At 70.4% G+C, this 26,450-nt stretch carries 27 protein-coding genes and 1 pseudogene; 10 read left to right on the top strand and 18 right to left on the bottom strand.

All coding sequences use genetic code 11. The annotated features are described in order from the left end of the window. A pseudogene (locus Q0R63_RS21585) lies at positions 1 to 124 on the bottom strand (4-hydroxy-3-methylbut-2-enyl diphosphate reductase); the annotation flags it as partial. Positions 125 to 364: 240 nt separating this feature from the next. Here Q0R63_RS21585 and Q0R63_RS21580 point away from each other — a divergent pair. From Q0R63_RS21580 to Q0R63_RS21565, 4 genes are all read left to right on the top strand, one after another. Next, on the top strand, positions 365 to 766 hold the full coding sequence (locus tag Q0R63_RS21580) for a hypothetical protein (protein ID WP_295702032.1): 402 nt from the start codon (positions 365 to 367) through the stop codon (positions 764 to 766). A 55-nt stretch (positions 767 to 821) separates the two neighbouring features. Next, positions 822 to 1,469, top strand: a complete 648-nt coding sequence (locus Q0R63_RS21575) for a vWA domain-containing protein (RefSeq protein ID WP_295702030.1) — start codon at positions 822 to 824, stop codon at positions 1,467 to 1,469. 82 nt (positions 1,470 to 1,551) lie between these two features. Continuing rightward, positions 1,552 to 2,784, top strand: coding sequence for an exodeoxyribonuclease VII large subunit (xseA, locus tag Q0R63_RS21570; protein WP_295702028.1), 1,233 nt, complete (start codon positions 1,552 to 1,554; stop codon positions 2,782 to 2,784). 170 nt (positions 2,785 to 2,954) lie between these two features. Beyond that, entirely contained in the window at positions 2,955 to 3,278 is a 324-nt protein-coding gene (locus Q0R63_RS21565; protein ID WP_295702026.1) for an exodeoxyribonuclease VII small subunit, read from the top strand. On the opposite strand, the gene Q0R63_RS21560 is transcribed toward Q0R63_RS21565, so the two are convergent. Continuing rightward, positions 3,256 to 3,894 carry a DUF4245 domain-containing protein gene (locus Q0R63_RS21560; RefSeq protein WP_295702024.1) on the bottom strand — a complete coding sequence of 213 codons (639 nt, stop codon included), beginning with the start codon at positions 3,892 to 3,894 and terminating at the stop codon, positions 3,256 to 3,258. The genes Q0R63_RS21565 and Q0R63_RS21560 overlap by 23 nt on opposite strands. A 123-nt stretch (positions 3,895 to 4,017) precedes the next feature. Between Q0R63_RS21560 and glpX the strand changes: the two genes are divergently transcribed. From glpX to Q0R63_RS21545, 3 genes are read left to right on the top strand one after another with little or no spacing between them, the layout of a single operon-like run. Further along, the gene (glpX, locus tag Q0R63_RS21555; RefSeq protein WP_295702022.1) at positions 4,018 to 5,022 is read left to right on the top strand and encodes a class II fructose-bisphosphatase; all 1,005 of its coding nucleotides are present in this window, start codon (positions 4,018 to 4,020) and stop codon (positions 5,020 to 5,022) included. Further along, positions 5,019 to 5,936, top strand: coding sequence for a carbohydrate kinase (locus Q0R63_RS21550; protein WP_295702019.1), 918 nt, complete (start codon positions 5,019 to 5,021; stop codon positions 5,934 to 5,936). The genes glpX and Q0R63_RS21550 overlap by 4 nt, the downstream gene beginning before the upstream one ends. After that, positions 5,933 to 7,678: an alpha-glucosidase gene (locus Q0R63_RS21545; RefSeq protein ID WP_295702017.1), complete on the top strand. Its 1,746-nt coding sequence runs from the start codon at positions 5,933 to 5,935 to the stop codon at positions 7,676 to 7,678. The genes Q0R63_RS21550 and Q0R63_RS21545 overlap by 4 nt, the downstream gene beginning before the upstream one ends. Positions 7,679 to 7,685: 7 nt before the next feature. Here Q0R63_RS21545 and Q0R63_RS21540 read toward each other — a convergent pair whose 3' ends face one another. The 4 genes from Q0R63_RS21540 to Q0R63_RS21525 form a co-directional block, all read right to left on the bottom strand. Next, positions 7,686 to 8,696: a LacI family DNA-binding transcriptional regulator gene (locus Q0R63_RS21540; RefSeq protein ID WP_295702015.1), complete on the bottom strand. Its 1,011-nt coding sequence runs from the start codon at positions 8,694 to 8,696 to the stop codon at positions 7,686 to 7,688. 64 nt (positions 8,697 to 8,760) lie between these two features. Next, complete coding sequence (locus tag Q0R63_RS21535) at positions 8,761 to 9,711, bottom strand: carbohydrate ABC transporter permease (protein ID WP_295702013.1); 951 nt, start codon at positions 9,709 to 9,711, stop codon at positions 8,761 to 8,763. Further along, entirely contained in the window at positions 9,708 to 10,691 is a 984-nt protein-coding gene (locus Q0R63_RS21530; RefSeq protein ID WP_295702010.1) for a sugar ABC transporter permease, read from the bottom strand. The genes Q0R63_RS21535 and Q0R63_RS21530 overlap by 4 nt, the downstream gene beginning before the upstream one ends. 84 nt (positions 10,692 to 10,775) lie before the next feature. Further along, complete coding sequence (locus Q0R63_RS21525) at positions 10,776 to 12,062, bottom strand: extracellular solute-binding protein (RefSeq protein ID WP_295702007.1); 1,287 nt, start codon at positions 12,060 to 12,062, stop codon at positions 10,776 to 10,778. Positions 12,063 to 12,496: 434 nt separating this feature from the next. Between Q0R63_RS21525 and Q0R63_RS21520 the strand changes: the two genes are divergently transcribed. Together Q0R63_RS21520 and Q0R63_RS21515 are read left to right on the top strand one after the other, a co-directional pair. Next, on the top strand, positions 12,497 to 13,042 hold the full coding sequence (locus Q0R63_RS21520) for a carbonic anhydrase (protein ID WP_295702005.1): 546 nt from the start codon (positions 12,497 to 12,499) through the stop codon (positions 13,040 to 13,042). 10 nt (positions 13,043 to 13,052) lie between these two features. Then, entirely contained in the window at positions 13,053 to 14,042 is a 990-nt protein-coding gene (locus Q0R63_RS21515) for a S41 family peptidase (RefSeq protein WP_295702004.1), read from the top strand. 19 nt (positions 14,043 to 14,061) lie between these two features. Here Q0R63_RS21515 and Q0R63_RS21510 read toward each other — a convergent pair whose 3' ends face one another. The 4 genes from Q0R63_RS21510 to rplM all read right to left on the bottom strand — a co-directional run bounded on the left by Q0R63_RS21510 (position 14,062) and on the right by rplM (position 17,063). Next, positions 14,062 to 14,487, bottom strand: a complete 426-nt coding sequence (locus Q0R63_RS21510; protein ID WP_295702002.1) for an Ohr family peroxiredoxin — start codon at positions 14,485 to 14,487, stop codon at positions 14,062 to 14,064. A 76-nt stretch (positions 14,488 to 14,563) separates the two neighbouring features. Beyond that, on the bottom strand, positions 14,564 to 15,916 hold the full coding sequence (gene glmM, locus Q0R63_RS21505; protein WP_295702000.1) for a phosphoglucosamine mutase: 1,353 nt from the start codon (positions 15,914 to 15,916) through the stop codon (positions 14,564 to 14,566). Positions 15,917 to 16,047: 131 nt separating this feature from the next. Further along, positions 16,048 to 16,548, bottom strand: coding sequence for a 30S ribosomal protein S9 (gene rpsI, locus Q0R63_RS21500; RefSeq protein ID WP_295701997.1), 501 nt, complete (start codon positions 16,546 to 16,548; stop codon positions 16,048 to 16,050). Between the two features lie 71 nt (positions 16,549 to 16,619). Then, on the bottom strand, positions 16,620 to 17,063 hold the full coding sequence (gene rplM, locus Q0R63_RS21495; protein ID WP_295701995.1) for a 50S ribosomal protein L13: 444 nt from the start codon (positions 17,061 to 17,063) through the stop codon (positions 16,620 to 16,622). Positions 17,064 to 17,306: 243 nt separating this feature from the next. Here rplM and Q0R63_RS21490 point away from each other — a divergent pair, with 243 nt between their 5' ends. Further along, complete coding sequence (locus Q0R63_RS21490; protein ID WP_295701993.1) at positions 17,307 to 17,876, top strand: helix-turn-helix domain-containing protein; 570 nt, start codon at positions 17,307 to 17,309, stop codon at positions 17,874 to 17,876. A 143-nt stretch (positions 17,877 to 18,019) separates the two neighbouring features. On the opposite strand, the gene Q0R63_RS21485 is transcribed toward Q0R63_RS21490, so the two are convergent. From Q0R63_RS21485 to Q0R63_RS21450, 8 genes are read right to left on the bottom strand one after another with little or no spacing between them, the layout of a single operon-like run. Further along, positions 18,020 to 18,790 (bottom strand): hypothetical protein, encoded by a 771-nt coding sequence (locus tag Q0R63_RS21485; RefSeq protein WP_295701991.1) that lies wholly within the window; start codon positions 18,788 to 18,790, stop codon positions 18,020 to 18,022. Further along, a complete protein-coding gene (locus Q0R63_RS21480; protein WP_295701989.1) occupies positions 18,787 to 19,308 on the bottom strand; it encodes a hypothetical protein in 522 nt (173 codons plus the stop codon). Before Q0R63_RS21480 ends, Q0R63_RS21485 begins: the two co-directional genes overlap by 4 nt. Further along, positions 19,305 to 20,507 carry an MlaD family protein gene (locus Q0R63_RS21475; RefSeq protein ID WP_295701987.1) on the bottom strand — a complete coding sequence of 401 codons (1,203 nt, stop codon included), beginning with the start codon at positions 20,505 to 20,507 and terminating at the stop codon, positions 19,305 to 19,307. Before Q0R63_RS21475 ends, Q0R63_RS21480 begins: the two co-directional genes overlap by 4 nt. Continuing rightward, positions 20,507 to 21,934 carry an MCE family protein gene (locus Q0R63_RS21470; RefSeq protein ID WP_295701985.1) on the bottom strand — a complete coding sequence of 476 codons (1,428 nt, stop codon included), beginning with the start codon at positions 21,932 to 21,934 and terminating at the stop codon, positions 20,507 to 20,509. The genes Q0R63_RS21475 and Q0R63_RS21470 overlap by 1 nt, the downstream gene beginning before the upstream one ends. Continuing rightward, entirely contained in the window at positions 21,931 to 23,040 is a 1,110-nt protein-coding gene (locus Q0R63_RS21465) for an MCE family protein (RefSeq protein WP_295701983.1), read from the bottom strand. The genes Q0R63_RS21470 and Q0R63_RS21465 overlap by 4 nt, the downstream gene beginning before the upstream one ends. Beyond that, complete coding sequence (locus Q0R63_RS21460) at positions 23,037 to 24,050, bottom strand: MCE family protein (RefSeq protein ID WP_295701981.1); 1,014 nt, start codon at positions 24,048 to 24,050, stop codon at positions 23,037 to 23,039. The genes Q0R63_RS21465 and Q0R63_RS21460 overlap by 4 nt, the downstream gene beginning before the upstream one ends. A 13-nt stretch (positions 24,051 to 24,063) precedes the next feature. Beyond that, the gene (locus Q0R63_RS21455) at positions 24,064 to 25,083 is read right to left on the bottom strand and encodes an MCE family protein (RefSeq protein WP_295701979.1); all 1,020 of its coding nucleotides are present in this window, start codon (positions 25,081 to 25,083) and stop codon (positions 24,064 to 24,066) included. Continuing rightward, positions 25,080 to 26,441, bottom strand: coding sequence for an MCE family protein (locus Q0R63_RS21450; protein ID WP_295701977.1), 1,362 nt, complete (start codon positions 26,439 to 26,441; stop codon positions 25,080 to 25,082). Before Q0R63_RS21450 ends, Q0R63_RS21455 begins: the two co-directional genes overlap by 4 nt. Positions 26,442 to 26,450: the final 9 nt, after the last annotated feature.

Below are 26,450 nucleotides of genomic sequence, written 5' to 3'. Positions count from 1 at the left end.
AGAGCTCGAGTGCCTTCTCGACCGTGATGACCGCCCGGTCGACCCCTGCGCAGTAGCCCCGGGGGGCAGCCAGCAGGACGCGCTTCGTGGACGTCCGGGGGGTGGGCGCAGCGGGTTCGGACATGCGTCCATCGTACGGCGGAGTCAGAAGCCGCCCGCCCCCGTATGCCGCGGGTGACGGCCCAACGGGCCGCTTCAGGGGCCGACCTGGTGGAGCCCGGACAGCCAGACATACAGAAGCAGCCGGCAGGGGTGGCATACCGGGACATGATGGTCAGCCTTCGGCCCCTTGCATGTTTGGCGGAGAAGGCGGAACGGCGCCGCAGATCTTGCGTAACCGCACTTAGTGCGGCATGCTCGTGCGATGACCCCAGACGCCGCCCGGAGCGTCCCGCTCGAGGCCATCCGCGACGACCTGGCCGCCGCCCAGTCCGCTGAAGGCCCCCACGAGGCGCTCCCCCACCTGCGGGCGGCTGCCGACCGCTTGACCGACCTGATCGACGAGTCGATGGCGCAGGCGGTGCTGTCGGGCGACGCCTCTTTGCGCTCCGCCGGCGCTGGAGCCGGGCTCTCGGAGAATGCCGTCGGGCCCCGGCTCGCGCGCACCGCGGCCCTGCGCGCCTACGCCAACGACGACGGGCGGGTCACTGCCTCGGGGGTCGAACGTGCTCGCTACGACCAGGAGACCGGCGCCGTCCCTCCGGCACCGGCCACCCCCAGCCCGGCCCGACCGCCGATGCGATTCAAGCCGCGCCGACCGAGCTGAGCACCATCGACCTGGTCTGAGCACCACCGTGATCCACCACCGGAAGGGCACCACCATGACGCGCAGCGACCTCACCCACCTCTACTTCCTGCTCGACCGGTCGGGCTCGATGCAGTCCATCAAGTCCGACACCGAGGGTGGCTTCGCAGCCTTCATCGAGCAGCAGCGCTCGGCTTCCGGAGCGTGCCGGGTGACGCTCGCGCAGTTCGACTCGGTCTACGAGGAGGTGTTCCGCGACGTGCCGGTCGCCGAAGTGGCGCCGCTGAAGCTCGAACCCCGAGGCAGCACAGCCCTGCTCGACTCGATCGGTCGCCTCGTCACCGAGTCCGGTGCTCGGCTGGCCGCCCTTCCCGAGCACCAGCGGCCCGGCACCGTCGTCGTGGCGATCATGACCGACGGGCTCGAGAACGCCAGCCGCGAGTGGACCCACCCCGGGATCAAGGCCCTGGTCGAGCAGCAGACGACGGCATACGGCTGGCAGTTCCTCTACATGGGCGCCGACCAGGACGCGATCGAGGTCGGCACGAGCATGGGCATCGCGGCCGAGCACGCCGTGACCTACGGGAGGGGCAGCGTGGACAAGGTGATGGCGGCGACGTCCGCCAAGGTCGCCTCCCTCCGTCAGGCGCGGCTCGTCGACGCCGCAGCACCCATGCGCGCCTACACCGCGCAGGAGCGCCGCGAGTCGGCCGCCGACGAGTGACCCGTTGCCCGCCAAAGAATCACCTCTGGGAGCTCCGAAGGGGTGATTCTTTGGCTGGCGACGGTGACGTCATACTGCTTGCGTGAGCCAACCGCTGCCCGAACGCGCCGCCGACACGAGCGCCGAGCAGCCCTGGCCGGTGCGGCACCTCAGTATGAAGATCGTCGCCTACGTCGACAAGATGTCGTCGCTCTGGGTCGAGGGCCAGGTCGTCCAGGTCAACCGCCGGGGCAACACGGCATACCTCGTCGTGCGTGATCCCGAGGTCGACATGTCGCTCACGGCCAACATCTCGATCCACGCCCTCAACGCCATGCCGACGCCGCTCATCGAGGGCGCCCGGGTGGTCCTCCAGGCGAAGCCGAGCTTCTGGCCGAAGCGCGGCACCCTCAGCCTCGACGCCCGCCAGATCCGCCCCGTCGGCATCGGCGACCTGCTCGCTCGCATCGAGGTGCTCAAGCAGCGGCTCGCGCAGGAGGGTCTCTTCGACCGGGAGCGCAAGCGCCCGCTACCCTTCCTCCCGCGCACCGTCGGACTCATCACCGGACGCGAGAGCGCCGCCGAGAAAGACGTCGTCGAGAATGCCCGGCGGCGTTGGCCATCAGTGCAGTTCGTCATCCGTGAGGTCGCCGTCCAGGGCTCCAACACGGTCCTCGAGGTCACCGAGGCCCTGCGCGAGCTGGACGCGGACAACAGCATCGATGTGATCATCATCGCGCGCGGCGGCGGGTCGGCCGAGGAGCTGCTGCCGTTCTCCAACGAGACCCTCCTGCGGGCGGTGTCCGAGGCGGTGACCCCCGTCGTCAGCGCCATCGGCCACGACGTCGACCAGCCCTTGCTCGACCTCGTCGCCGACTGGCGCGCCTCGACCCCCACCGACGCCGGCAAGCGGGTCGTCCCCGACGCGGCGGAGGAACGCGCCCGCATCGAGCAGCTCGCCTCACGTGCCGGCCGGGCGCTGATCGGGCGGCTCGGCCACGAGCGGCACGTCATCGCGTCGCTCCGGTCACGACCCGTGATGGCCGACCCGACCGCCCTCGTCGTGCGCCACCGCGAGCAGGTCTCGGCCCTGCGCTCGCGCGGCACCGAGCGACTCCTCGGGCGGCTCCGACGCGCCCACGACCAGGTCGGCCACCTCGCCACCCAGGTCCGCGCGCTCTCCCCCCAGTCGACCCTCGAGCGCGGGTATGCCGTCGTGCAGCACGCCGACGGACGCCTCGTCACCGACCAGGCCGAGCTCGAACCGGCCGAGCTGCTGCGGGTGCGGGTCGCCCACGGCGACTTCGGGGTCCGGACCGTCGGCGGCGCGTCCTAGGAGGTCCGACTGCTCGGCCGGCCGTTTGCCGCCAGCCGGGCGGCATACCGGACTCGTGCCGGTCGACCGTCCCCACCCCGGGATGAGGGCTGACCCACCCGGCCCAGGTGACTCCCCCCGTCCGACCGCCGTTGTCTCACCGCTCCACAGCGTCTGGTTAGGGTGGTCGGATGAGCCCCGCCGCGAAGAAGCCTGCCGCGTCGGAAGACTCGGCCGTCCCGGACCCGGGTGAGGCCGTTCCTGCGAACTCGGACATCCATGCGTTCCCGGACATCGCGGGGCTGTCCTACGAGGAGGCCCGCGACGAGCTCGTCGCCATCGTCGGTGGGCTCGAGAACGGGCAGGTGCCGCTCGAGGAGAGCATGGCGCTCTGGCGCCGGGGTGAGGCGCTCGCGGCGCACTGCACCGCCTGGCTCGACGGCGCGCAACGGCAGATCGCCGAGGCCACCGGACCCGGGCAGACCCCAGGGGTCAGCGGGCCGCGGCCGGCTTGAGGTCGTTGGTGAAGGTCAGGATGTCGCCCATCGGCGCGGTCGCGGTGATGACCGTCGTGAGGCCGTCGGGGTGCTCGTCCACGAGGCTGGTCTGGTTGTGCTGCGCGGAGTAGCGCTTCTCCCAGGTCCGTCCGCCGGCCTGGACGGCGCCCTGGACAACACCGTCGTCGGTCGCGGCGGTGATCCACTTCCCGCTCACCTTGACCGCCTGCCGGATCGAGACGTAGCCGTCGGTGGACGGCGTGGTCCACCCGCCCTGCCAGGTGACGATCCCGTCGGTGCTCGGCTCGTAGCGCGCGCTGGTGGCCTTCCACCCGGTGGGCAGCCCGACGGGGGCCTCGAAGGCGACACCCTTGGAGGACGTGACCGCATATCCGACGACGGACGCGGCGTCGACGGCCGGCTGGTCGACGGAGGAGATCCGCGGCACGATCGCGATGAGCACGGCGACGAGTCCGAGGATGACGATGAGGGAGCGGACCATGTTGGCCGAGGACCCCATCGAGTAGCGGCTCTTCGGCGGCGCCGCGGGAGAGTCGGGCTCGGACGCCACCGGCTCCGGGACGTCGGGCGACGCTTCCTCGGTGGGGGTGCTCTCCGGCGTCGCGATGCTCACCCCTCCATAGTCGCCCACGCCGCCCCTGTTGCCAAACGACCTGTGCCGGTGGCTCGCTGCGCCGTCCGCCCCCTAGAGTGGGGCCGCCGAGTGAGACCTTCCCGCGAGGAGCCCAGTTCGACGATGAGCAATGACTATCCCGACCGCAACCTCGCCCTCGAGCTCGTGCGGGTGACCGAGGCCGCCGCGCTGGCTGCGGGCCGCTGGGTCGGGCGGGGGGACAAGAACTCCGCCGACGGAGCAGCGGTGGAGGCCATGCGCCACCTCATCTCGAGCATCGCCATGAACGGCACCGTGGTCATCGGCGAGGGCGAGAAGGACAACGCGCCGATGCTCTTCAACGGCGAGCGCGTCGGCGACGGGACCGGGCCCGAGGTCGACGTGGCCGTCGACCCCGTCGATGGCACCACCCTCACGGCCAAGGGCATGAGCAACGCCGTATCCGTGATGGCCGTGGCCGAGCGGGGCACGATGTACGACCCCAGCGCGGTGTTCTACATGGACAAGCTCGCCACCGGACCCGACGCCGCCGACGTCGTCGACATCCGGCTCCCCCCCGCCGAGAACATCAGGCGGATCGCCAAGGCCAAGAAGGAGCAGCCCTCCGACGTCACCGTCGTCATGCTCGACCGACCGCGGCACAACGCCCTCGCCGACCAGATCCGCGCCGCGGGGGCCCGGCTCTTCTACATCAGCGACGGCGACGTGGCCGGGGCCGTGATGGCCGCCCGACCCGATACCGGTGTCGACCTCCTGCTCGGCGTCGGCGGCACCCCCGAGGGCATCATCGCCGCGTGCGCGATCAAGTGCATGGGCGGTGTCATCCAGGGGCGGCTCGCCCCGGTCGACGACGAGGAGCGGCAGAAGGCGCTCGACGCCGGCCACGACCTCGATGCGGTGCTCTCCACCGACGAGCTCGTCAGCGGCGAGTGCTACTTCGTCGCTACCGGCATCACCGACGGGCAGCTCCTGCGTGGCGTGCGCTACGGCTCGGAGTCGGCGACGACGCACTCCCTCGTGATGCGGTCGCGGAGCGGCACGATCCGGGTCATCGAAGCCCAGCACCAGTTCCACAAGCTCGCGGCGTACAGCCACCTCGACTTCGTCCACGACGGCGGTGCACCGTGAGCGGTCGCACCCTGGTCCTCGGCGAGTCGCTCGTCGACATCGTCGAGCGTGACGACGGCGAGCGGAGCGAGTATGTCGGCGGCTCCCCGCTCAACGTCGCGCTCGGACTCTCGCGGCTCGGGGAGGCGGTCGACTTCGGCACCCGCTTCGGCGACGACGAACGCGGCCACCGGATCGCCGACCAGCTCGCCGAGGGCGACGTCAGCCTCGTGCCGGACAGCGACACCGCCGACCGCACCTCGACGGCCCTGGCGCACCTCGACGGGAGCGGGGCTGCGACCTACACCTTCGACCTCGTCTGGGACCTCGCCCGCGTGACGGCGCCGGAGGGCACCCACCACGTGCACACCGGGTCGATCGCCGCCGTCCTCGAGCCCGGCGGCACGCAGGTGGTGGAGGCGCTGCGGGCGACCCGCGACCGGGCGACGGTCTCCTACGACCCCAACGTCCGGATCCACATCATGACCGACCTCGCCGCCGCCAAGGCGCGCATCGAGGAGGTCATCGCGCTGTCCGACGTCGTCAAGGCCAGCGACGAGGACCTCGCTGCGCTCTACCCCGGCCTCAGCGTGCCGGAGGTGCTGCGGGTCTGGGGGGCGATGGGGCCCGCCGTGCTCGTCGTGACCCGCGGCGCCGACGGCGTCGTCTTCTCCGTCCCGCGCACCGGCGAGGTCGCGTCCGAGCCGACCCGGGCGACGTCCGTCGTGGACACCGTCGGCGCGGGCGACTCCTTCATGGCCGGCCTGGTCTCCGGTCTCCTCGCGGATGGCCTCCTCGGCGGGCCCGAGGCTCGCGCGCGGCTGGCGGAGGCCACGCTGCAGGACATCCGACCCGCCCTCGAGCGGGGTCTGGCCTGCAGCGGGATCACCGTCGCCCACGCCGGCGCCTACGGCCCGTCGCTGGCCGAGCTGTGACGACATCGGCCACGACCGCCGACGAATCCCCTTGGTGGCAGAAGGCGGTCGTCTACCAGGTCTATCCGCGCAGCTTCGCCGACTCCGACGGTGACGGCGTCGGCGACCTCCGCGGGATCATCGACCACCTCGACCACATCGCCCGGCTCGGCGTCGACGTGATCTGGCTGTCGCCGGTCTACCGGTCGCCGATGGACGACAACGGCTACGACATCAGCGACTACGAGGACATCGACCCGCTCTTCGGCGACCTCGCGACCTTCGACGAGCTCGTCGCCGGCATCCACGCGCGCGGGATGCGGCTGATGATGGACCTCGTCGTCAACCACACCTCCGACGAGCACCCGTGGTTCGTCGCCTCGCGATCGAGCCCGCTTGCCCCGCAACGGGACTGGTACGTCTGGCGTCCGCCCCGCGAGGGGTTCGAGGCCGGCGCGCCGGGCGCCGAACCCAACAACTGGGAGTCCTTCTTCTCCGGACCCGCGTGGGAGCTCGACGAGGCGTCCGGGGAGTACTACCTCCACCTGTTCTCGCGCAAGCAGCCCGACCTCGACTGGGAGAACCCCGCGGTCCGCGGCGCCGTGCACGCGATGATGCGGCGCTGGCTGGAGCGCGGCGTCGACGGATTCCGGATGGACGTCATCAACCTCATCTCCAAGGTGCCCGGGCTGCCCGACGGCGTCGTGCACGCGACCTCCGCCTCGGGCAGCCCGCTGGGTGACGGCGCCCCGTTCGTCACGAACGGTCCCCGGATCCACGAGTTCCTGCGCGAGATGAACGAGGCCGTCTGGGCGGACCGCTCGGCGCCCGACCTGCCGCTGGTCACCGTCGGGGAGATGCCGGGGTCCACGGTGGAGGAGGCCCGGCTCTACACCGACCCGGCCCGGCACGAGCTCGACATGGTCTTCACCTTCGAGCACGTCGGGCTCGACCAGGGCCGCACGAAGTTCGACCGGCTGCCGCTGCGGGTGTCGCGGCTGAAGCAGGTCCTCGCCCGCTGGCAGGACGGGCTGGCCGAGGTGGGGTGGAACAGCCTCTACTGGGGCAACCACGACCAGCCGCGCGCGGTCTCCCGCTTCGGTGACGACGCGGCATACCGGGTCCTGTCGGCCAAGCTGCTGGCCACGGTCCTGCACCTGCACCGGGGCACGCCCTACGTCTACCAGGGCGAGGAGCTGGGTATGCCGAACGCCGGCTTCGCGCGGATCGAGGACTACCGCGACATCGAGTCGCTGAACCACCACCGCGAGGCGACGGCGAGCGGGGTGGCGCCCGGCGACGTCCTCGCGGCCCTGCAGTGGATCGGCCGGGACAACGCCCGCACGCCGATGCCCTGGGACGACGGCCCGCAGGCCGGCTTCACGACCGGCACCCCGTGGCTGCGGCTCACCCCCGGCCACGAGCAGGTCAACGCGGCGGCCGCGTGGGCCGACCCCGACTCGGTGCTGCACCACTACCGGCACCTCGTCGCGCTCCGGCATCACGAGCCCGCCGTCTCCCACGGCGACTTCGCCCTCCTCGCCCCCGACGACGAGATCCTCTGGGCCTTCACCCGGCAGCTCGGCAGCACCCGCCTGCTCGTCGTCGCGAACCTCTCCGGCGCCGACCTCGACGTCTCGGCGGTGACCGACGGGTGGCGAGCAGCCGAGGTCATCTCGACGAACTACGCTGCCAGCAAGGGCGATTGGAGCGGAACGACCCTCCGCCCGTGGGAGGCCGTCGTCCTCCGCCGCACGGCCTGACCGACCCCTAGCCGCGTCCCGCCGGTCCGGTCGTGTCCCGCACCATGAGCTCCGTCGGGAGCACCACGCCCTCGACGGCCGGGGGGAACGGGCTGGCGATGGTCCGCAGCAGCATGGCGCTCGCCATCGCGGCCTGGGCGCGGACGTCCTGGCGGACGGTGGTGAGACCGAAGACCGACGCGAGCGGGTGGTCGTCGACGCCGATGATCGAGAGCTCCTCGGGGACGCGCAGCCCGGCGCGGTTCGCGGCGGCGAGGACGCCGAGGGCCATCTCGTCGGACGCCGCGACGACGGCCGTGGGTCGTCGCTCCTCCGAGAAGAGCATCATCGCGTCGACCGTCGCGTCACCGGCGGTCCAGTCCGACAACCGCACCCAGCCTCGGTGCACCGGCAGCGCCGCGTCACGCATCGCCTGCACGAACGCGTCCCGCCGCTCCCGGGGCACGGCCCCATAGGCTTCGGGACGCAGCACGGCGCCGATGTAGGCGATCTCGGTGTGGCCCAACGCCACGAGGTGCTGCACCGCTGTCGTCACCGTCGCGCCGTCGTCGATCCGCACCGAGGACCACCCGGGATAGGTGTTGCCGATCGTGACGGTCGGCAGCCTGAGGTCGCTCAGCAGGACCTTCTCCTGCTCGGCGAGCATGACGTTGAGGACGACGACCCCGTCGACCCTCTTGCTCACCATGTCCCGCGTCAGCGACAGTCGCCGGTTGGGGCTCTCCTCGAGGTCGAGCAGGAGCACGTGGTGGGCCTGGTGCCGGATGGACTTCTCGATCGCACTGATCAGCGTCGAGAAGTACCACCGGTCGACGAAGGGCGTGACGACACCGATCACCCGCGTCCGTCCGGAGACGAGGGAGGTCGCGGTGGGCGAGGCGACGTAGTGGAGCTGCGTCGCCGCCTCGAGGACTCTGGCACGGGTCGTGGCACTGACCCGGTCGAGCCCGCGAAGGGCACGCGAGACGGTGGCGACCGAGACTCCGGAGGCTCGGGCGACGTCGAGGATCGTGGTCATCTGCTGCGGGTCCCTCGACGGACGGCACCCACCCGAGAGGGGGTGGGCGCCGTCCTCGTCGGACTCAGCCCTTGACCGCGCCGGACGTCATGCCGCGGATGAAGAACCGCTGCAGCGAGAGGAAGACGATGATCGGGATGATGATCGCGACGAAGGCCGCCGACGGGATGAGCTCGCGCCCCTGCCCGGTCTGGCCCTGCAGCCCCTGGAGAGCGACCGTGACGACGGTGTTGTCACCGCGGCCGAGGAAGAGCAGCGCCACGAGCAGGTCGTTCCAGACCCAGAGGAACTGGAAGATCGCGAAGGAGGCGATCGCCGGTGTCGACATCGGGATGATGAGCCGCCAGAACGTCGTGAAGTGGCTCGCCCCGTCGATCTTCGCCGACTCGATGAGCGCCATCGGCAGGGTCGACATGTAGTTGCGGAAGATGTAGACCGCGAGCGGCATACCGAAGCCGATGTGCGCCAGCCAGACCGCGAGGAACGTTTGGTTGATCCCGAGCTGCCCGTAGAGCTTCAGCAGCGGCACGAGGGCCACCTGATTGGGGATCACGAGCAGGCCGACGATGACCACGAAGACGATGTCACGGCCCCGCCACTGCATGAACGTGAAGGCGTATGCCGCAAAGCAGGCGACGAGGATCGGGATGACCGTCGCCGGCAGGGCGACGACGAGGCTGTTGATGAACGCCGACCCCATGTTGACCCCGCCGTCCTGCGTGAGGATGACGTTCTTGTAGTTCGAGAGGGTCCACTTCGTCAGGTCGAGCGGGTTGTTGATCACCGACCACCAGCCCGAGCCCAGCTGCTGGTCCCGGGGCCGGAAGGAGTTCACGAAGAGGCCCAGCACGGGGATCATCCACAAGGTGCAGAGGATGCCCAGGACGATCCGCACGGCCCACCCGGCGCTGCCCGCGCCGGTGCCGTTCTTGCTCTGCTTGAGGACCTGGCTGGGTTTCGTGTCGTCGGCCAGGCCCTCAGGCCCACCGACCCCCAGCTGGATGTTGGCGGTCATCGTGCGAGCTCCTCAGCGCGGAAGTGACGGACTTGGTAGATCAGGACCGGAATGATCGCGATCATCAGGATGACGACGATGCTGGCGGCATACCCGTTGTTGCGGAAGGTGAAGAGCTCGTCGTAGAAGCGGCGGCCGATGACGTCCGTGTTGAACCCGCCGTTGGTGACGACGTAGACGATGTCGAAGACCTTCATGACCCCGATGAGCACGGTGATGAAGACGGTGACCATGGTCCCCCAGATCTGGGGGACGATAATGCTGGTGAAGATCCGGCGCTCACCGGCGCCGTCGATCCGGCCCGCCTCGACGGTGTCCTCGGGCACGGCCTTGATGGCCGAGGAGAGCAGCACCATGGAGTAGCCCACCTGGGTCCAGATGAGGATGACCATGAGCAGGAGGCTGTTGAGTCGGAGCGTGCTGGTCTGGTACCACGAGACCGGGTCCTTGCCGAAGATGCCGAGCGCGGCGTTGAGCAGCCCGGTCTGGGGGGAACCGGCCGGCTGGAACGAGAAGATGGTCGACCAGATCGTCGCCGCGCCCACCATGCTGATCGCCATCGGCAGGAAGATGATCGTCTTCGTCAGCTTCTCGCCGCGCGGGCGGAGGCGGTCGGTGAGGATCGCCACAAGCAGCCCGAAGCCCACGGTGATGACGGGGACGAGGATGATCCAGAGCACGTTGTTGAACAGCGCCGTGCGGAACGTCGGGTCGGAGAACAGGTCGATGTAGTTCTGGAAACCGACGTAGGACGTGGTCTGGTCGTTGGCGAAGCTGTACTGCAGCGTGGTGATCGCCGGGTAGATGAGGAAGACGGCGATGGCCAGGATCGCCGGGCCGGCGAACATCCAGGGCTTGACCCGGTCCTCCCAGCGCCCCTTGAGCGACTCCGACAGCTTGTTGAGAATCCAGAAGATGAGCATGGCACCGCCGATGCCGCCGATGATGGCGAGCAGCGCGTTGACGATCTTGAGGGCCACGTCTGGCGTCCTTTCTGACGAGGGGGGAAGTGGCTCGTGGGTGTAGGGGCGGCCGTGGCGACCGCCCCTACACCCCGTTCGTCGTCAGCCGGCAGTCTTGGGGAAGCTGGCGTCGATGTTGTTCAGGGCCGTGTCGAGGTCCTCCTGGCCGGAGATCCACTTCGTGGGCTCGGTCCAGAACGTGCCGGCACCGACTCGCGCCGGCATGGAGTCCGACCCGTCGAAGCGGGCGGCAGTGGCCTTGTAGAGCACGTCCGTCGCGATCTTGCGGATCGTGGCGTTGGGGTAGAGCGACGCGTCGAACGTCGTGTGCGGCGAAAGGGATCCTGCCTTTCCGGCCTCGGTGCCGTTCTCCTTGCTGGCGATGAAGTTGCGCACCTTGAGCGTGTTGGCGTCGTTGTTGAAGGCTGCGGCGATGTCGCCGCCGACCTCGACCGGGTTGTTGCCGGCCTCCTTGGCCGGGAACGCCGTGACGCCGGCAGTTGTGTCGAGCGCCGCGACCACCGAGTCGGGGAAGCCGCCCTTGGCGGCGATGAACGTCGCCTGCTTGAAGAGGTAGCACCCGGGGGGCTGCGTGAACAGCGCGTTGCCGCCGGTCTGGAAGTTCGTCGCGACGATGGACTTCGTGCCGCCGCGGACGTTGCCGTCGGTGAAGGCGATCTTCTGGAAGTACTCGAAGGCCGGCTTGATCTCGGGGCTGTTGAACTTCAGCGTGCCCTTGACCCACTTGTCGTAGTTGTCAGGGCCGGCGATCCGCAGGACGAGGTCCTCGATCCAGTCGGTGATCGGCCAGCCGGTGGCGTTGCCGGACTCCGCGGCGATGCACCAGGGCGTCTTGCCCGCGGCCTTCAGCTGAGCAGTCACCGAGAGCAGCTCGTCGAGCGTGGTCGGCACCTGGACGCCGGCGGCCTTGTAGGCCGCCTGGTCGTACCAGAGGAGGCTCTTGACGCTGACCTCGGACGGGAGCCCGTAGACCTTCCCATCGGCGCAGGTGCCGGCGGCCACGAGCCCCGGGACCAGGGTGGCCTTGTCGGTGGCGACCGTGGCGTCGTCGTAGGGGATGAGCTTGTTCTGCTTGGCGAGGTCGCACATCAGGCCCGGCTGGGGGAAGAGACCCACGTCGGGCGGGCTGCCGCCGGCGACCCGCGCGTTGATCTCGGTGTCCCAGGAGGCGGCCTTGGTGAACTTGATGGTGATCCCGTTGGCGGCGGCGAACTTCTTGATGTCGGTCTGGAAGCCCGTCTCCTGCTCGTTGCCGAAGCCGTACATCACCTCGACGGTGCTCTTGCCCGCCCCGGCCGCGGCGCTGGCGTTGTTGGTGCTCGTCGTGTTGGACGAGAGACAGCCTGAGGCGAGTCCTGCCACAGCCACCGCGGCGACCGCGGTTCCAGTTGCCCTGCGTGTAATCATTCCGTTGCTTCTCCTTTGGAGCCCCGGGCCTGCGCCCTGAAGACATGAACGAGGACGCGGAGGGCCTCGACGATGAGGTGGTGCGGCTCAAAGTAAAAACGCTTTCGCAGTCCAAAGCAAGGGGTAGCCGTAACGGTTGCGTAACACGCTCCGCCGCTGCGCGGGAACCACCCCACGTGAGAAAACGTTGGTGAATACCGCCCTTTCGGGAACCGGTTCCGAGAGTCACCACGCCCCGACGACGGATGACGCCGGCGCCCGACCGACCGGGAGACCTCAGGGCACAGCCGACAGCAGCTCGCCGCTTCCCGTGGGTAGGCTTAGGCAGCACCGGCATTCGTTGCGGTCAATGCCCCCAGGACGCACCCCACCACGACGCAGGAGGAGCCCACCGTGTGCCCCACTCCCACCACGAGGTCGGGCTCGTGAGCGCCCGGCCCGAGTCTCCGACCGACTTCGACGACCTCCTCACGGCCAACCGGTCGTATGCCGCGACCTTCGCCCTCGGGGGCTTCGACGGGGTCGCCCACGCCGGCGTCCTCGTCTTCACCTGCATGGACTCGCGGATCGACCCGCTCGGGATGCTCGGGCTCGAGCCGGGGGACGCGAAGATCGTCCGGAACGCCGGCGCCCGGCTCACCGACGCCGCGCTCGAGGCGATGGTCCTCGGCGTCCACCTGCTCGAGGTGGAGCGGATCCTCATCATCCCCCACACGCGCTGCGCCGTCGCGAGCAGCACCGAGCAGGAGATCGTCGCCCGGACGACGGCAGCCTCCGGCCAGGACACCTCGCAGTTCGGCTTCCACGTCATCACGGACCAGCTGGCCGCCCTGCGCCGCGACGCCCGGACGCTGCGGGAGCACCCGCTCATCCCCTCCGACATCCTCATCGGGGGGTTCCTCTACGACGTCGACACGGGCCTGCTCACCCAGGTGGTGTGATGATGTGTCGGTGCCCCGGCGCCTCCTGCTCGCCCCGCTGATCGCCCTGGCGGTCGGGGCCGCCGCGGCCTGCACCGGGTCGTCGACTCCCGCACCGGTGGTCTCCGCCACCCTCCCGAGCCCCACCGCCTACGCCACCCAAGCGCTCGACCTCATCGGCACCAACCTCTTCGTCGACGCCAACTGGCCCGCGGTGCGGGCGGTAGCCCTGCAGCGGGTCGAGAAGGCGGTCAGGACCACGGACACGTATGCCGCCCTGCGGGACGCGCTGGCTGCCGCCGGACAACGCGCGGGTGACCTCGTCTCGACCGCCGACATGACGACGGTGCCGCCGAGCACCGCGCAACCGATGACGTCGAGCACGGACCGGATCACCACGATCACGCTGCCCGGGTTCGTGGACCTCTCCTCCCGGCCCGGATCCGGGCAGCCCACCTCGGCCGAGAGGTCCTACGTCCGCAGGGGCAGCGCCGTCATCGCCAATGCGACCGCACTGACGACGTGCGGGTGGATCGTCGACGTGCGGGGGAACGGCAGCACGGACGTGCCCGTCATGGTCGGCAGCATCGCGGCTCTCCTCCCGAGCGGTCCGACGCTGGTCGAGGTCGACCGCGTCGCGCGGTCCCAGCGGATCGGCCTGCAGGGTGACGCGGTGACGATCGGCACCGAGCCCGTGATGCCCCTGGACCCTGTCCACCCGATCACCCAGCCGGTCGTCGTCCTCCAGGACAGCGGCACGACGCGCGCCGGCGAGGCCGTCGTGCTCGCCTTCCACGCGAGGGACCGGTCCCGCAGCATCGGGACGCCGACCTTCGGGCAGCCCACCGACGGCGTCACCGAGCTCCTGCCGGACGGGGCGCACCTCTACATCGCGAGGAGCACGATGGGTGACCGTCGCGCTCAGCTTGCCGGGGGGCCGATCGCCCCGGACGACCTCGTCACGGATCCGGCAGCGCAGCTGACCGCCGCCCGGTCCTGGCTGCAGGGGCAGTGCCGATGAGCCGTGGTGCCGGCTGGAGCTAACCCTTCGCCGCCACCGTGACCTCGATGGTGCCGCGGGTCGCCTTGCTGTAGGGGCAGCCCTGGTGGGCGGCGGCGAGGAGCTCGGTCGCCACCTCGTCCCCCACGCCGACGATGTGCGCGACGAGGTCGACAGCGATCCCGAAACCGGTCTCGGTCGACCCCAGGCTGACCTTCGCGGTGACGCTGGTGCCGGTGATGTCGAGGCCCCGCTGGCGGGCGGCGCCGAGGAGTGCGCTGTTGAAGCACGCGGCATACCCGGCGGCGAAGAGGCTCTCGGGGTTGGCCTTGGGGTTCGCGACGCTGCCCGGCTTGCCGAGCGGCAGGTCGATGACCCCGTCCTCGCTCCTGACCGTCCCCTCGCGTCCGCCGACCGCGGTGGCCGAGGTGGTGTAGGAGACGTCGGTCAGGGCTTCGAAGGGCATGGATGGCTCCTGGGTCGGGGTGCGTCGCGGATCGGGTCCGGTCCCGCCGATCCTCGCGTATGCCGGGGAAGCAGCCTCAGGCGGGCAGCGACAGGTGGGTGCGCACGGACTCGGCGAGCCGCGTGGCGACCGCCCTGGCCCGCGCCTCGTCAGCGGCCTCGACCATGACGCGGACGAGGGGCTCGGTGCCGGACTTGCGCAGCAGGACCCGGCCGGTGCCGTCCAGCTCGGCGGCGGCCGCAGCCACGTCGGCCTGGACGTGGGGGTCGGAGTCGACCGCCGCCTTGTCGACGCCGGGGACGTTGATGAGCACCTGCGGCAGCCGCGTCATCACGGCCGCCAGGTCGGCCAGGCTTCGGCCCGTCTCGGCCATCCGCGAGGCGACCATCAGACCGGTCAGCACGCCGTCGCCGGTCGTGCCGTGGTCGAGGAAGATCACGTGACCGGACTGCTCGCCACCGAGCGAGTAGCCGCCGGCCCGCATGTCCTCCAGCACGTACCGGTCGCCGACGCCGGTCTGGCGCACCACGACTCCCTCGCGCTGCATCGCCTGCAGCATCCCGAGGTTGCTCATCACCGTGGCGACGAGCGTGTCGTCCCGCAGCGTCCCGCGGTCGCGCATCGACAGAGCGAGGATGGACATGATCTGGTCGCCGTCCACCGGCCGGCCGGCCGCGTCCACCGCGAGGCAGCGATCGGCGTCGCCGTCGTGGGCGATGCCGAGGTCGGCGCCCACCTCGAGCACGGCCGCACACAGCTTCTCGAGGTGGGTGGACCCGTAGCCGTCGTTGATGTTGAGCCCGTCGGGCTCGGCGCCGATGACGTTCACCTGGGCCCCCGCCTGTCGGAAGGCGTCGGGCGAGACCGCGGACGCGGCGCCGTGGGCCGCGTCGATGACGACCTTCAGGCCGTCGAGCCGGTGCGGCAGCACCGCGAGCAGGTGCGCGACGTAACGGGCGTGGCCGTCCTCGAGCCGACGCACCCGGCCGACCGCCGCCCCGGTGGGTCGGTCCCACACCTCCCCCATCCGGTGCTCGATGGTGTCCTCGACGTGGTCGGGCAGCTTGTGGCCGCCTCGGGCGAAGAACTTGATCCCGTTGTCGGGCATCGGGTTGTGGGACGCCGAGAGCACGACGCCGAGGTCCGCTCCGAGGTCGGCGGTGAGGAAGGCGATCGCCGGCGTGGGCAGGACACCGGCGTCGAGGACGTCGACACCGGCCGACGCCAGGCCCGCGAGCACAGCGGCGGAGAGGAACTCGCCGGAGGCGCGGCCGTCCGTGCCGACGACGGCGATGGGCCGGTGTCCGGCGAACTCGCCGATCTCCCCGAGGACATGGGCGGCGGCGACCGAGAGGTCGAGAGCCAGCTCCGCGGTGATGTCGCTGTTGGCCTCACCCCGGACCCCGTCAGTACCGAACAGTCGAGCCACGGCGGCGGTGCCTTCCTTCTGGGTGCTGCTGCAACGACGCGCCGGAGAACGGGCGGCGCGGGAGGAGCTGCGACAGAGAGCCGAAGGGCGGCCCGGAGGAACCGGGCCGCCCTCGTGCTGGTGGTGCAGGGTCAGCGCTTGCTGTACTGCGGAGCCTTGCGGGCCTTCTTCAGACCCGCCTTCTTGCGCTCGGGGACGCGGGCGTCACGGGTGAGGAAGCCGGCCTTCTTGAGCGTGGCGCGGTTCAGCTCCTCGTCGACCCCGTTGAGGGAGCGGGCCACGCCGAGGCGGACAGCGCCGGCCTGGCCGGAGGGGCCACCTCCGTGGACGCGCACGAGCACGTCGTAGGCACCGGTGAGGTCGAGCACGGCGAACGGCTCACCCACGATCTGCTGGTGCACCTTGTTGGGGAAGTAGGACTCCAGGGTGCGACCGTTGATCGTCCACTGGCCGTTGCCCGGGACGATGCGCACGCGGGCGATGGCCTGCTTGCGTCGACCGGTGGCCGCTCCGGGCGCCGAGGCGCTCGGCTTGCGGGCCGGCTCGGCGCCCACGCTGGAGTCGGACTCGGAGGTGTATTCGGTCAGCTCGGGCTCGTCGGCCTCGAGGACGTCGGTGGTCGTATCAGACACTGCGTGTTCCTTGTCTTGGGTTCGTCGCGGGTCGTCAGTGCGGCAGCAGCGCGAGGCCTACTGCGCGACGCCTATTGTGAGACCTGGGAGATCGTGTAGGGGACGGGCTTCTGGGCCTCGTGCGGGTGGGCGGCGCCGGCGTAGACCTTGAGCTTGGTCATCTGCTGGCGGGCGAGCGAATTCTTCGGGAGCATCCCGCGGATCGCCTTCTCGACGGCCTTGGTCGGGTGCTTCTCGAGCATCTCGGTGTAGGTCCGCGACTTGAGGCCGCCCGGGAACCCCGAGTGGCGGTAGGCCAGCTTCTGCTCGAGCTTGGCGCCGGTGAGGGCCACCTTCTCGGCGTTGATGATGACGACGAAGTCACCGGTGTCGACGTGCGGGGCGAAGGTCGTCTTGTGCTTGCCGCGCAGGAGGATGGCCGTCTGGCTCGCGAGGCGACCGAGCACGATGTCGGTCGCGTCGATCACGTGCCAGGCACGAGTGACCTCGCCCGGCTTGGGGGTGTAGGTGCGCACGGTGATCCGCTCTCTGGTCCGGGTGGGCTCCTCAAGGAGCCCGAGGTTGGTCGAGGTATGCCGGCTCGCTCACCCTCGCGGGTGGGGCCAGCGCACAACCTCATCAGTTTAGGGGGCAGGCCCCGACGGGCCCAAATCGGTCCGGGAGAGGCGGCATACCGGGTCTGACCTGCAGGGATGACCGTCACCCATAGCCGTCCAGAGTGATTGTGCACCAGATGTGTGCACAGGTATTGTGCACACATGCCACCGAACTCCGCAGCCATCTCGGTGCTCGCCCACCCGCTGCGCTCCCGCCTGGTCAGCCAGCTGCGCCGCACCGGACCCCTGTCCGCGACGGCGCTCGCCACCCTCCTGCAGACCAACTCGGGCGCCACGAGCTATCACCTGCGCAAGCTGGAGTCCGTCGGGCTGGTGACCGACACCGAGGAGGGCAGGGGCAGGGAGCGGCTGTGGCGGGCCACCACCGAACAGCCCTCGTGGACCCCGGGCGAGGTCGCCGACGACGAGGACGCGACCATCGCGCTGAACTGGATCGAGCGCGACTACGTCCGCCACTTCGCCACCAGGGCCGAGCAGTGGCTCGACGTGGCGCCGACGTGGCCCGCCGACTGGTCGGACCACCTGGGCCTCACCGACAACGTCGCCCTGGTGAGCCGCGAGCAGCTGGCCGCCATGCGCGCGGAGCTCGAGGACGTGCTGCAGAGGTACCGCCGGGTCGGCCAGGGCAACCCGCAGGCCAAGCGCGTCGCCGTCTACGTCTATGCCTACCCCGTCGACCTCGACCAGACCCCGAGGGCCGACCGCCCCTGACCCCGTGTCCCCGAGACCCCCCTCCACGTGTTGCGGCGACACGCCGCATCGGCCGACCCCGGCGTCCGGAAGGTCCGGATCTCACCGCGACACGTGGAGGGGTGGCTGGTAGTGTCACGCGGGCGAGCCGCACGCGGAACAGCTCAGAGTGGGCGCATCTCGCTGATCTTCCAGATCCCGCCCTGCTTGACGGCCTGCACGGACAGCTGCGCGGCTGCGGTCGAGGTCGACGAGTCGGTGGCCCGCGTGGACGACTGGTCGAGGAAGATGAGCAGGCGGGCCGAGTCGCCGGTCAGGGAGGACACCCCGCCGATGACGGACTTGGCCTTGAGGGTGAGCTGCTGGCCGCTGGCCTTGGACTGCAGGGCGTCGAAGATCGTCTTGTACTGGCCTGCCGCGTCGCCCGTGAGCAGCGCCGCGGCCGCGTCCTGCGTCGGCTTCGGGTTGGTGTAGTCGTAGCTGAAGATCCGGTTGAGCGCCACGCTGACCTGGCCGACGACCTCGTTGGTCACGCTCGTGTCCACGAGGGCCGCGTTGCGGGCGGAGTCGGTGCTCCGCAGCTGGTGGGCCTTGACGAAGGCCACCCCGGCGCCGCCCAGGGCCAGGACCGCGACGAGGACGAGCGCGAGGGCCGCCGCAGACAGGCCCTGTCGCGGCGGGGCGCTCGGTTCGACGGGGGCCGGGGCATCGGGTGCCTCGAGTTCCCCGAGTTCCCCGAGTTCCCCGAGTTCCCCAAGTTCCTCAGGGGGCTCAGGAGCCTGCGGCTCGGCGACGAGCGGGGCCGACGGTCGCTTCTCGAGCCGGACGGCCGGGGTGGTCTCGACGGTCGGAGTCGGGCGAGCGGCGGGCGCACTCACCGGCGCCATGGCACGGCGGGGACCCTTGCGGGCCGGGCGGGCGGGTGGGGTGCTCACGACGCGTTCACCGCCACCTGCTGGAGCTGGGAGAGCTTCCACTGCGCGCCGTCGAGGGTGAGGTTGGCGCTGAAGCGGTTGCGCTTCACGGTCGCCTTGCCCGCCTTGTCGATGACGTTGAGCTCGACCGAGGCGATCAGCTGGGCGGTCCCGGCCCGGTCGTCGAGCTGGGTCACGACGGCATCGACGACCTTGCCGGTCGTCTTGGCCCCGGAGCTGGCGAGCGTCTTCTTGTCGGCGTCACTGACCTGGCCCAGCTGGTCGTGGAGCGTGCCGGTCGTCACGGACAGCCAGGCGGTGAGCCCGGCCTGGACCTGGGTCGTGTCGAGGCTGTTCATCACGACGATGTCCTGGCGACCCTCGAGGGTGACGGTGTCGCGCATGGCCGCGTAGTGCAGGCCCTGGTCACCGTCCGCAGCGCGCCACTGCCAGAGCCCGATCGCGAGCACGACGACACCGAGGACTGCCACGACCGCGGCATACGTCGTGCTCCGCCGCGTCGCCCCGATCGACGTCACCCCTGTCCACCCATGAGGTCAGCAAGACTACTCACGGGGTTGATGATCGTCTGTGCCCCGGTGCCGCCGGCGCCGAGGGTGCCGGCCGCCGTGGACGCGGCGAGCGCCGGGCCGATGCCGCGCACGTCCGTGCCCGAGCTCGCGGGGGCGGTGCAGCGGGCCTGCTGGTTGAGCGGCTGGCCGGCCGAGGTGTCCGTCGGCGGACGCAGCGCCGTGCCGCCGTAGCCGCTCGTGCAGGGGAGCGGGTCGAAGAAGGTGGTCACGAGACCGACCTTGAGACCATCGGGGCCGATGATGTTGTAGCCGGCGCTGATGGCCTGAGGCACCCGGACGTAGACCCCTTGCAGCCCGGCGGAGTTCGCGCTGAACACCTGTGCCGTCGTCAGCAGGTTGCCCATCAGGACGCCGAGCGGCACCCCGACCTCGGTAATGAGGGCGTTCAGCTCCGTCGCCGCACCCGGCGCGGCGGCGATGAGCGTGCGCAGGTCCCCGTCGGAGCTCTGGAGCTGCTTCGCGACCAGCTGCAGGCTGCTGCTGAAGGACTTGATGTTGTCGGACGACCCCTGCTGGGTCGCCAGCACCGTGACCGAGTTGTTGATCAGCCCCTGGGTGGCGGGGAAGTTGTCGCTCGCCGCCTTGGTGAAGGCGCGGCCCGCGTCGACCAGGACCTGGATGTTCTCGCCGCTACCCTTCGTCGCGTTCCCGAGCTCGTCGACGACGGTCCGCAGCGAGTCCTGCGGCACCGACTGCACGAAGCCGTCGACGTGGAGCAGCAGGGTGTTGATGTCGATCGGGAGGTCGCTCGCCGCCACCGCGACGTGCGACCCGGCCGCGAGGAACGGCCCGGAGTCGCTCTTGGGCCGCAGGTCGACGTACTGCTCGCCGATCGCCGAGCGGTTGGCGACCACGGCGACGAGGTCCGCCGGGATGGGCGGGGCCTCGCTGGTGATGTCGAGATCGGCTTCGACCCCGGAACCGGTCAGCCGGATGGCGCCGACCTGCCCGACCGAGACCCCGCGATAAGTCACCTCGGCGTCGGTGTAGGCGCCACCGGTGTCCGGCATCGACATCACGACGGTGTAGCCGGAGGCCCCGATGAGGCGCGGCACCTGGACGTAGCGGATCGCGATGACCGCCGTCCCGACGAGGGCGACGACGAGGAACAGGGCGACCTGCACGATGACCTTGCGTCCGAGCATCAGCTGCCCGCTCCCCCACGTCGCGCGCCGGTCGGCCCGGACGTCGTCGGTGTGGGTGTGGCTGTGGGGGTGGGCGTCGGTGTGGCCGTGGCCGACGGGGTGGAGGTCGTTGCCGGCGTCGTCGGCGTCGTCGGTGGTGTCGTCGGCGTCGTCGGAGGCGTGCTCGGCGTGCCCGACGGGGTTCCCGCGCCGGGTGTGGTGGGCGTGCCCGACGGGCTGGGCGGCGAGGTGGGAGTACTCGTCGTGAGGGTCGGCGTCGGGATGCCCGGAGCTGCCGACGACGTGGAGGGCAGCAGCATCGGGGGCGCGCCTATCTGGTTGAGGGTCGTCCCCGCCACCGGCGCGCTGAGCGCCGCGGCATACCCCTGAGGCCAGCTCATCGAGCTGACCGCCGGGATCGTCGTGCCCGGGGTCGAGAGGTTGGTGACGAGGAAGGCGTTGAGGTAGTCGCCCTTGATCGCTCCGAGGACGGAATCGGGGAAGGGGAAGGTGAAGAGGATCTGCAGGGCATCGGGCAGGGCCTGGCCCGAGGCCGCCAGCTGGGTGAGGATCGGGTCGAGGCGCTGGAGGTCGGCGACCATGTCGGCCGAGCTCTGGTCGAGGGTGCTGACCGTGACGGTCGAGAGCGAGTCCAACGCCTTGAGCATGGCGACGAGCTGCGTGCGCTGCTCGACGAGGACCTGCAGCCCGGGCGGCAGCCGGTCGAGCGCATTGGTCAGCTGGCCCTCGTTGGCCTGCAGGGTGGTGGACAGCCGGTTGAGGCTGTCGAGAGCGCCGGTGATGGCCGTCTTGCGCGAGTTGAGGGTGGTGACGAAGGCCGACACGTTGGTGAGGAAGGCCCGGATCTCGCCATCGCGACCACGGGAGACGTTGGCGAGCTCCCGGGAGATGTCCTGCATCTGGGCGATGCCACCACCGTTGAGCAGCAACGACATCGCGCCGAGGACCCGCTCCGCGTCGACCGACTCGGAGGTGCCTTCGAGACCGATCTTGCCGATCGCCCGCAGGGACCCGATCGGGGCGGAGGTCGGGTTGTCGAGAGAGACGTACTTCTCGCCGAGCAGGCTCGTCTGCTGGATGCGGGCCGTGGCGTTCGCCGGAAGGTGCACGTCGCCGTTGAGGAGCATCGTCACCACGGCCGCCCGCCCGTCGGACCGCAGAGCGATCTGGGTGACCTTGCCCACCGGGACGTTGTTGACCTTCACCGAAGACTGCGGGACGAGGTCCAGCGCATCGTTGAACTCCGCCGTGACCTGGTAGCCGTTGTTGCCGATGGCCGGCCCACCGGGCAGGGGCAGGTCGTAGAGACCACCCGTCAGGCCGCACCCGCCGAGGGTCGCCGTGACGGCGAGGAGCAGGAGGGCGACGAGCATCCGGCGGCCGGTATGCGTGGCGCGGCCGACGCGCGGGGCAGGGCGGCGGGTCACGGGACGGCTCCGGTCACGCTCGGGAGGAACAAGGGAGGGGGTGCGGAGCTGCCGGCCGCGCTCGAAGGGGCACCGGTGCCCCCGGGAAGTGCGCTGGCCGCGCCCTTCGTCGCCGCCGCGCCGGCAGCCGACGCGCCCGCCCAGACCCCGATGTCGTTGAGGTTGCCGCGCGAGCTGAGCGTCCCGGTCGTCGGGTCGTAGGCGTCGAGGAAGTTCTGCAGGGTGACGGGCAGCGTCGCACTGATCTGCTGGAGCGCCGCCTGCTGCCGGGCCAGGGTCTGGGCCGTGCTCTGCAACCCGTTGACGTCGGCCGTGATCGACGAGCGGTTGTCGTGGATGAAGCCCTGCACCTGAGCCAGCGCCTGGCCGAGCTGCGAGGTGGCGGCGGCAAAGTCCTGGCGGTCGGCCGCGAGATAGCCCGAGACGGAGGCCAGCTGGGCGTTGACCTGGGTCACGCCGGCGTCGTTGCGGGCGAGCACGTCGTTGAAGGACTTGAGGTTGGAGACGGTGCTGAAGAGATCGGCCTGGGAGTTGTCGAGGGTCTTCGCCGCCGACCCGAAGTCCTTGATGGTCTGGTTGAAGGTGGCGCCGTTGCCTTTGAGGTTCTTCGAGGCGACGGTGAGCACCTGGGACAACGAGCCCGTCTTGTTGGCACCCGCCGGGCCGAGGGCGCTGCTGAGGTTGTCGATCGCCGAGTAGAGCTGGTCGAGCTCGACGGGTGTCGCCGTCTGGGTGAGGGCGATCGTCGTGCCCGGAGCGATGGTCTCGGCGCCACGCTTGGCCCCGGTGAGCTGGATGTAGCGGTCGCTCACCACGCTCGGCGCGATGACCACGGCGTGGCTCTCCTTGGCGATCCGCACGTCCGGGTCGACGGTCATCGCGACCACTACGGTCTGCCCCTGGGGCACCACCGAGTCGATCCGACCCACGCGCACGCCGAGGACGCGGACGTCGGAGCCGGCATACACCCCTACTCCGCTGTTGAAGATGGCCCTGACCTGCGTGCCGGAGCGTCCGCTGCCGGTCAGGAGGTAGGTCGCGGCGGCCACGAGGACGAGCACGAGGACGACGGCCATGGTCGCGAGCCGCTTGGAGCGGAGGCTCATGAGCCCCCTCCTGACTTGGGAGCACAGGTGCGCTGGGCGTTGGCGTCGAGGATCGGGCTGCCCGTCGCGTCGAAGAGGCCGCAGACGTAGGCGTCGAGCCACCGGCCGTTGCCGGAGGCGCTGGTGAGCAGGCCGTAGTAGGGAGCAGCGAGACTGATGGCGCTCTCCAGGTTCTTCTGGTTGCGGTCGAGGATGACGGTGACCGCGTGGAGCTTGTCGAGGGCCGGCTGCAGCTGCGCCTGGTTGTCGGTCACGAGTCCCTGCACCTGGACGGCGAAGGTCTGGGTGCCCTCCAGCAGCGCGGAGACCGCGTCACGGCGACGCTGGAGCTCGCCGAGCAGGAGGTTGCCGTCCGTGACGAGGGCCTCGATCTGCGGGCTGCGGTCGTCGAGGGTGGCCGAGATCTGCTTCGTGCTGGCGACGAGCTTGGCCAGCTCCGCGTCCCGGGACGAGATCGTCTTCGAGAGGGCGGACAAGCCCTGCAACGTCCCGCGGACGGAGTCCGGGGTGTTGGCGAAGGTCGCGGACAGGGTGTCGAAGCTCTTGGCCAGCTGCGCGGTGTCGATCTGGTCGACCGTCGTCGTGAAGCCGGCGAACGCCTGCTCGACGTCGAAGGGGGACGTCGTGCGGGAGACGGGGATCGCCGCCGAGGGATCGAGCGGCGCCGTCCCCTCGGGATCGACCGCGAGGTACTTCTGGCCGAGGGCCGTCCGGATCCGGATGGACGCCGAGCTCGCGTCACCGATCCACGCGTTCTTGACCTGGAAGTCGACGGCCACCACGTCGTCCTCGAGCCGGACCCCCTGGACCTCGCCGACCTTCACCCCGGCGATCCGGACCTCGTTGCCGGTCTTGAGCCCGGCGGCCTCCGTGAAGTAGGCGTGGTAGGTCGTGCCGCCGCCGATGACCGGCAGGTCACGCGACCAGAAGACCCCTGCGCCGACGAGCACGAGGGCGAGGATCCCGACCACGGCGATGACGATGGGGTTGCGCTCGCTGAACGGCTTCATCCCTGGCACCTCGTCATCCTTGGCACCTCGCCGCGACCGGGTTGACCCCGACCCCTCCGTAGTAGCCCTCGGGGACGGGGATGCGACCGGTCACCGAGCAGAGGTAGAAGTTGACCCAGGAGCCATAGCTCGAGGCGCGCCCGAGGGCGTTGAGCTTGGTCGGGAGGGTGGTGAGGAACTGGTCGAGCTTGGGGGACCCGGCGAGGGTGCCGGACAGCGTGCCGAGCTGGGCGATCGACGACTTCAGCGGGGCCCGCCCGTTCTGCAACAGGCCCCCCACGCTCGTGGTGAGACCGCCGATGCTCTGGATCGCCTCGCCGATGGTCGCGCGGTCGGAGGCGAGCCCGGACGTCAGCTGCTGCAGCGTGATGAGCATCTGGGACAGCTGCTCCGAACGGGAGTTGACCGTGTCGAGGACCTGGGTGAGGTTGGTGATGACCTCACCGATGACCTGGTCCTTGGAGGCCAGCGTCTGGGTGAAGGCCGCGGTCTGGGTGAGCAGGCTCTCGACGGTGCCGCCCTCGCCCTGGAAGACCTGGATGATCTCGTAGGCCAAGGTGTTGACCTCCCCGGGTGAGAGGGCTTTGAAGAGCGGCTGGAAGCCGTTGAAGAGCATCGTCATGTCGAGGGCGGGTTGGGTGTGGTCGAGCCCGATCGTCGCGCCCGGCGACAGCTGCTGGTCGGGCGACCCGCTGCCCTGGTCCAGGGCGAGGTAGCGCTGTCCGACGAGGTTGCGGTAGCGCAGCACGGCGGACACGGTGCTGGCGAGGTGGATGGTGGAGTCGACGACGAACTCGACGCGGGCGACCCGCCGGTCCTGGACCTCGATCGAGCCCACGGTCCCGATCCGCACCCCCGCCATCCGGACGTCGTCGCCCGGGTTGAGGCTCGTCGCATCGGTGAACAGGGCCGTGAACGTCGCACCCGACGCACTCGAGCCGTTGGCGATCGTCGCGGCGAGCACCGTCGTGGCGAGGACGGTGGCGACGATGAACGCGATGCTCTTGATGATCGGTCCGGTCAGGCTCCTCATCGCACCGTCACCACCGATCCGCGCAGCGCCGGCCCGAGCAGGAGGGAGCCGAAGTCGGGGAACTGGCTCGGGGAGACACCCGACGAGGGCGCCACGAGCTCGGCGATCCAGGCGTTCTCCGCGGGCGAGTTGGCCATACCCAGCCCCGGCGCCGCCGCGAGCGACGACAGGGCCGCCCCGGTGGTGGTGGCTGTCCCGGCAGTGGTCGCGGCCGTCTTTGCGGCGGTGGTGACCGCGGCGCTCGGCGCAGCCGGGGCGATCGCCGGCTGGTAGGCCGTGGTCGACCCGTCCGGCGCCGTCACGGGCGTACCCGTGGGGACGTAGGGGCAGGCGGGGTTGCCGGTCGCCGTCGGCACGACCACGTCCTTGCCGGCGACGTACTTGCCGCGTGACGGGACGATCGTCATGGTGCCGTGGAGCCCGACCTGCGAGGTGCCGACCCCCAGCGCCTTGTCCATCTTCGGGATCATTCCGGTCAGGGCCGAGAACGTGCAGGGGAACTCGGAGGCGTACTGCGCGCTGACGTCGAGAGCAGGGAGGCTGTCGCGCGACAGCCCGATGATCGTCGAGGAGTTCGACCCGACCCAGCCGCCGGTGGTGTTGGCCGAGCTGATGACCGTCGAGAAGAGGGTCTTGAGCTGCTGCTGCTGGTCGACCTGGGTCTGCGCGAAGGTCGTGAGGTCGTTGAGCGCCCCGAGCAGGTCCGGCAGCGAGTCGGAGTAGGTGTTGGCGACGCTCGCGAGGGCCTGGAGGTCGTCGGCGAGCTTCGGGACCTCCGGGCCGAACTTCGTGAGGTAGGCGCTGAACTCGTCGAGGCTCGCGCCGATCTGCGTGCCCCGGCCACGGAGGGCAGTGGACACCTCGGAGAGCGTGGAGGCGAGCTTCTCGGGCTGGAGGGTCTGCAGGACGGGCAGAAGGTCGTCGAAGACCCGCTGCAGCTCGACGCCCTCGAACGAGCTGTCCTGGCGGATGGTGGCGCCCGAGCTGATGGCGGGTGACCCGTCGCTCGCGGACGGGACGACGACGCTGACGAACCGCTCGCCGAACAGCGTCTTGGGGAGTAGCCGGGCGGTCGCGTCGGCGGGGATCTGCTCCGCCTGCGCCGGGTCGAGCGAGAGGGAGATGCGGGCGCCGTCACCAACCGAGGTCACCGAGGTGACCCGGCCCACGAGCACCCCCCGCACCTTGACGTCGGCACCCCGCTGCATGGCGTTGCCGGCGTTGCTCGCGAGCAGCGTCACCGACACCGACGGGGTGAACGTCTTGGCGTAGATGAGCAGCGTGGCGGCGAGCAGGCCGGCCAGCACCAGGAGGGAGACGATGCCCGTGCTGAGGTCCCCGCGGCTGACGCGTGTCACCGAACCACC

Origin of the sequence: Lapillicoccus sp., assembly GCF_025353065.1 — a bacterium.
Classification (GTDB): domain Bacteria; phylum Actinomycetota; class Actinomycetes; order Actinomycetales; family Dermatophilaceae; genus Lapillicoccus.
Note: the sequence above shows the minus strand (reverse complement) of the source record. Positions and strands in the feature narration are given on the sequence as shown.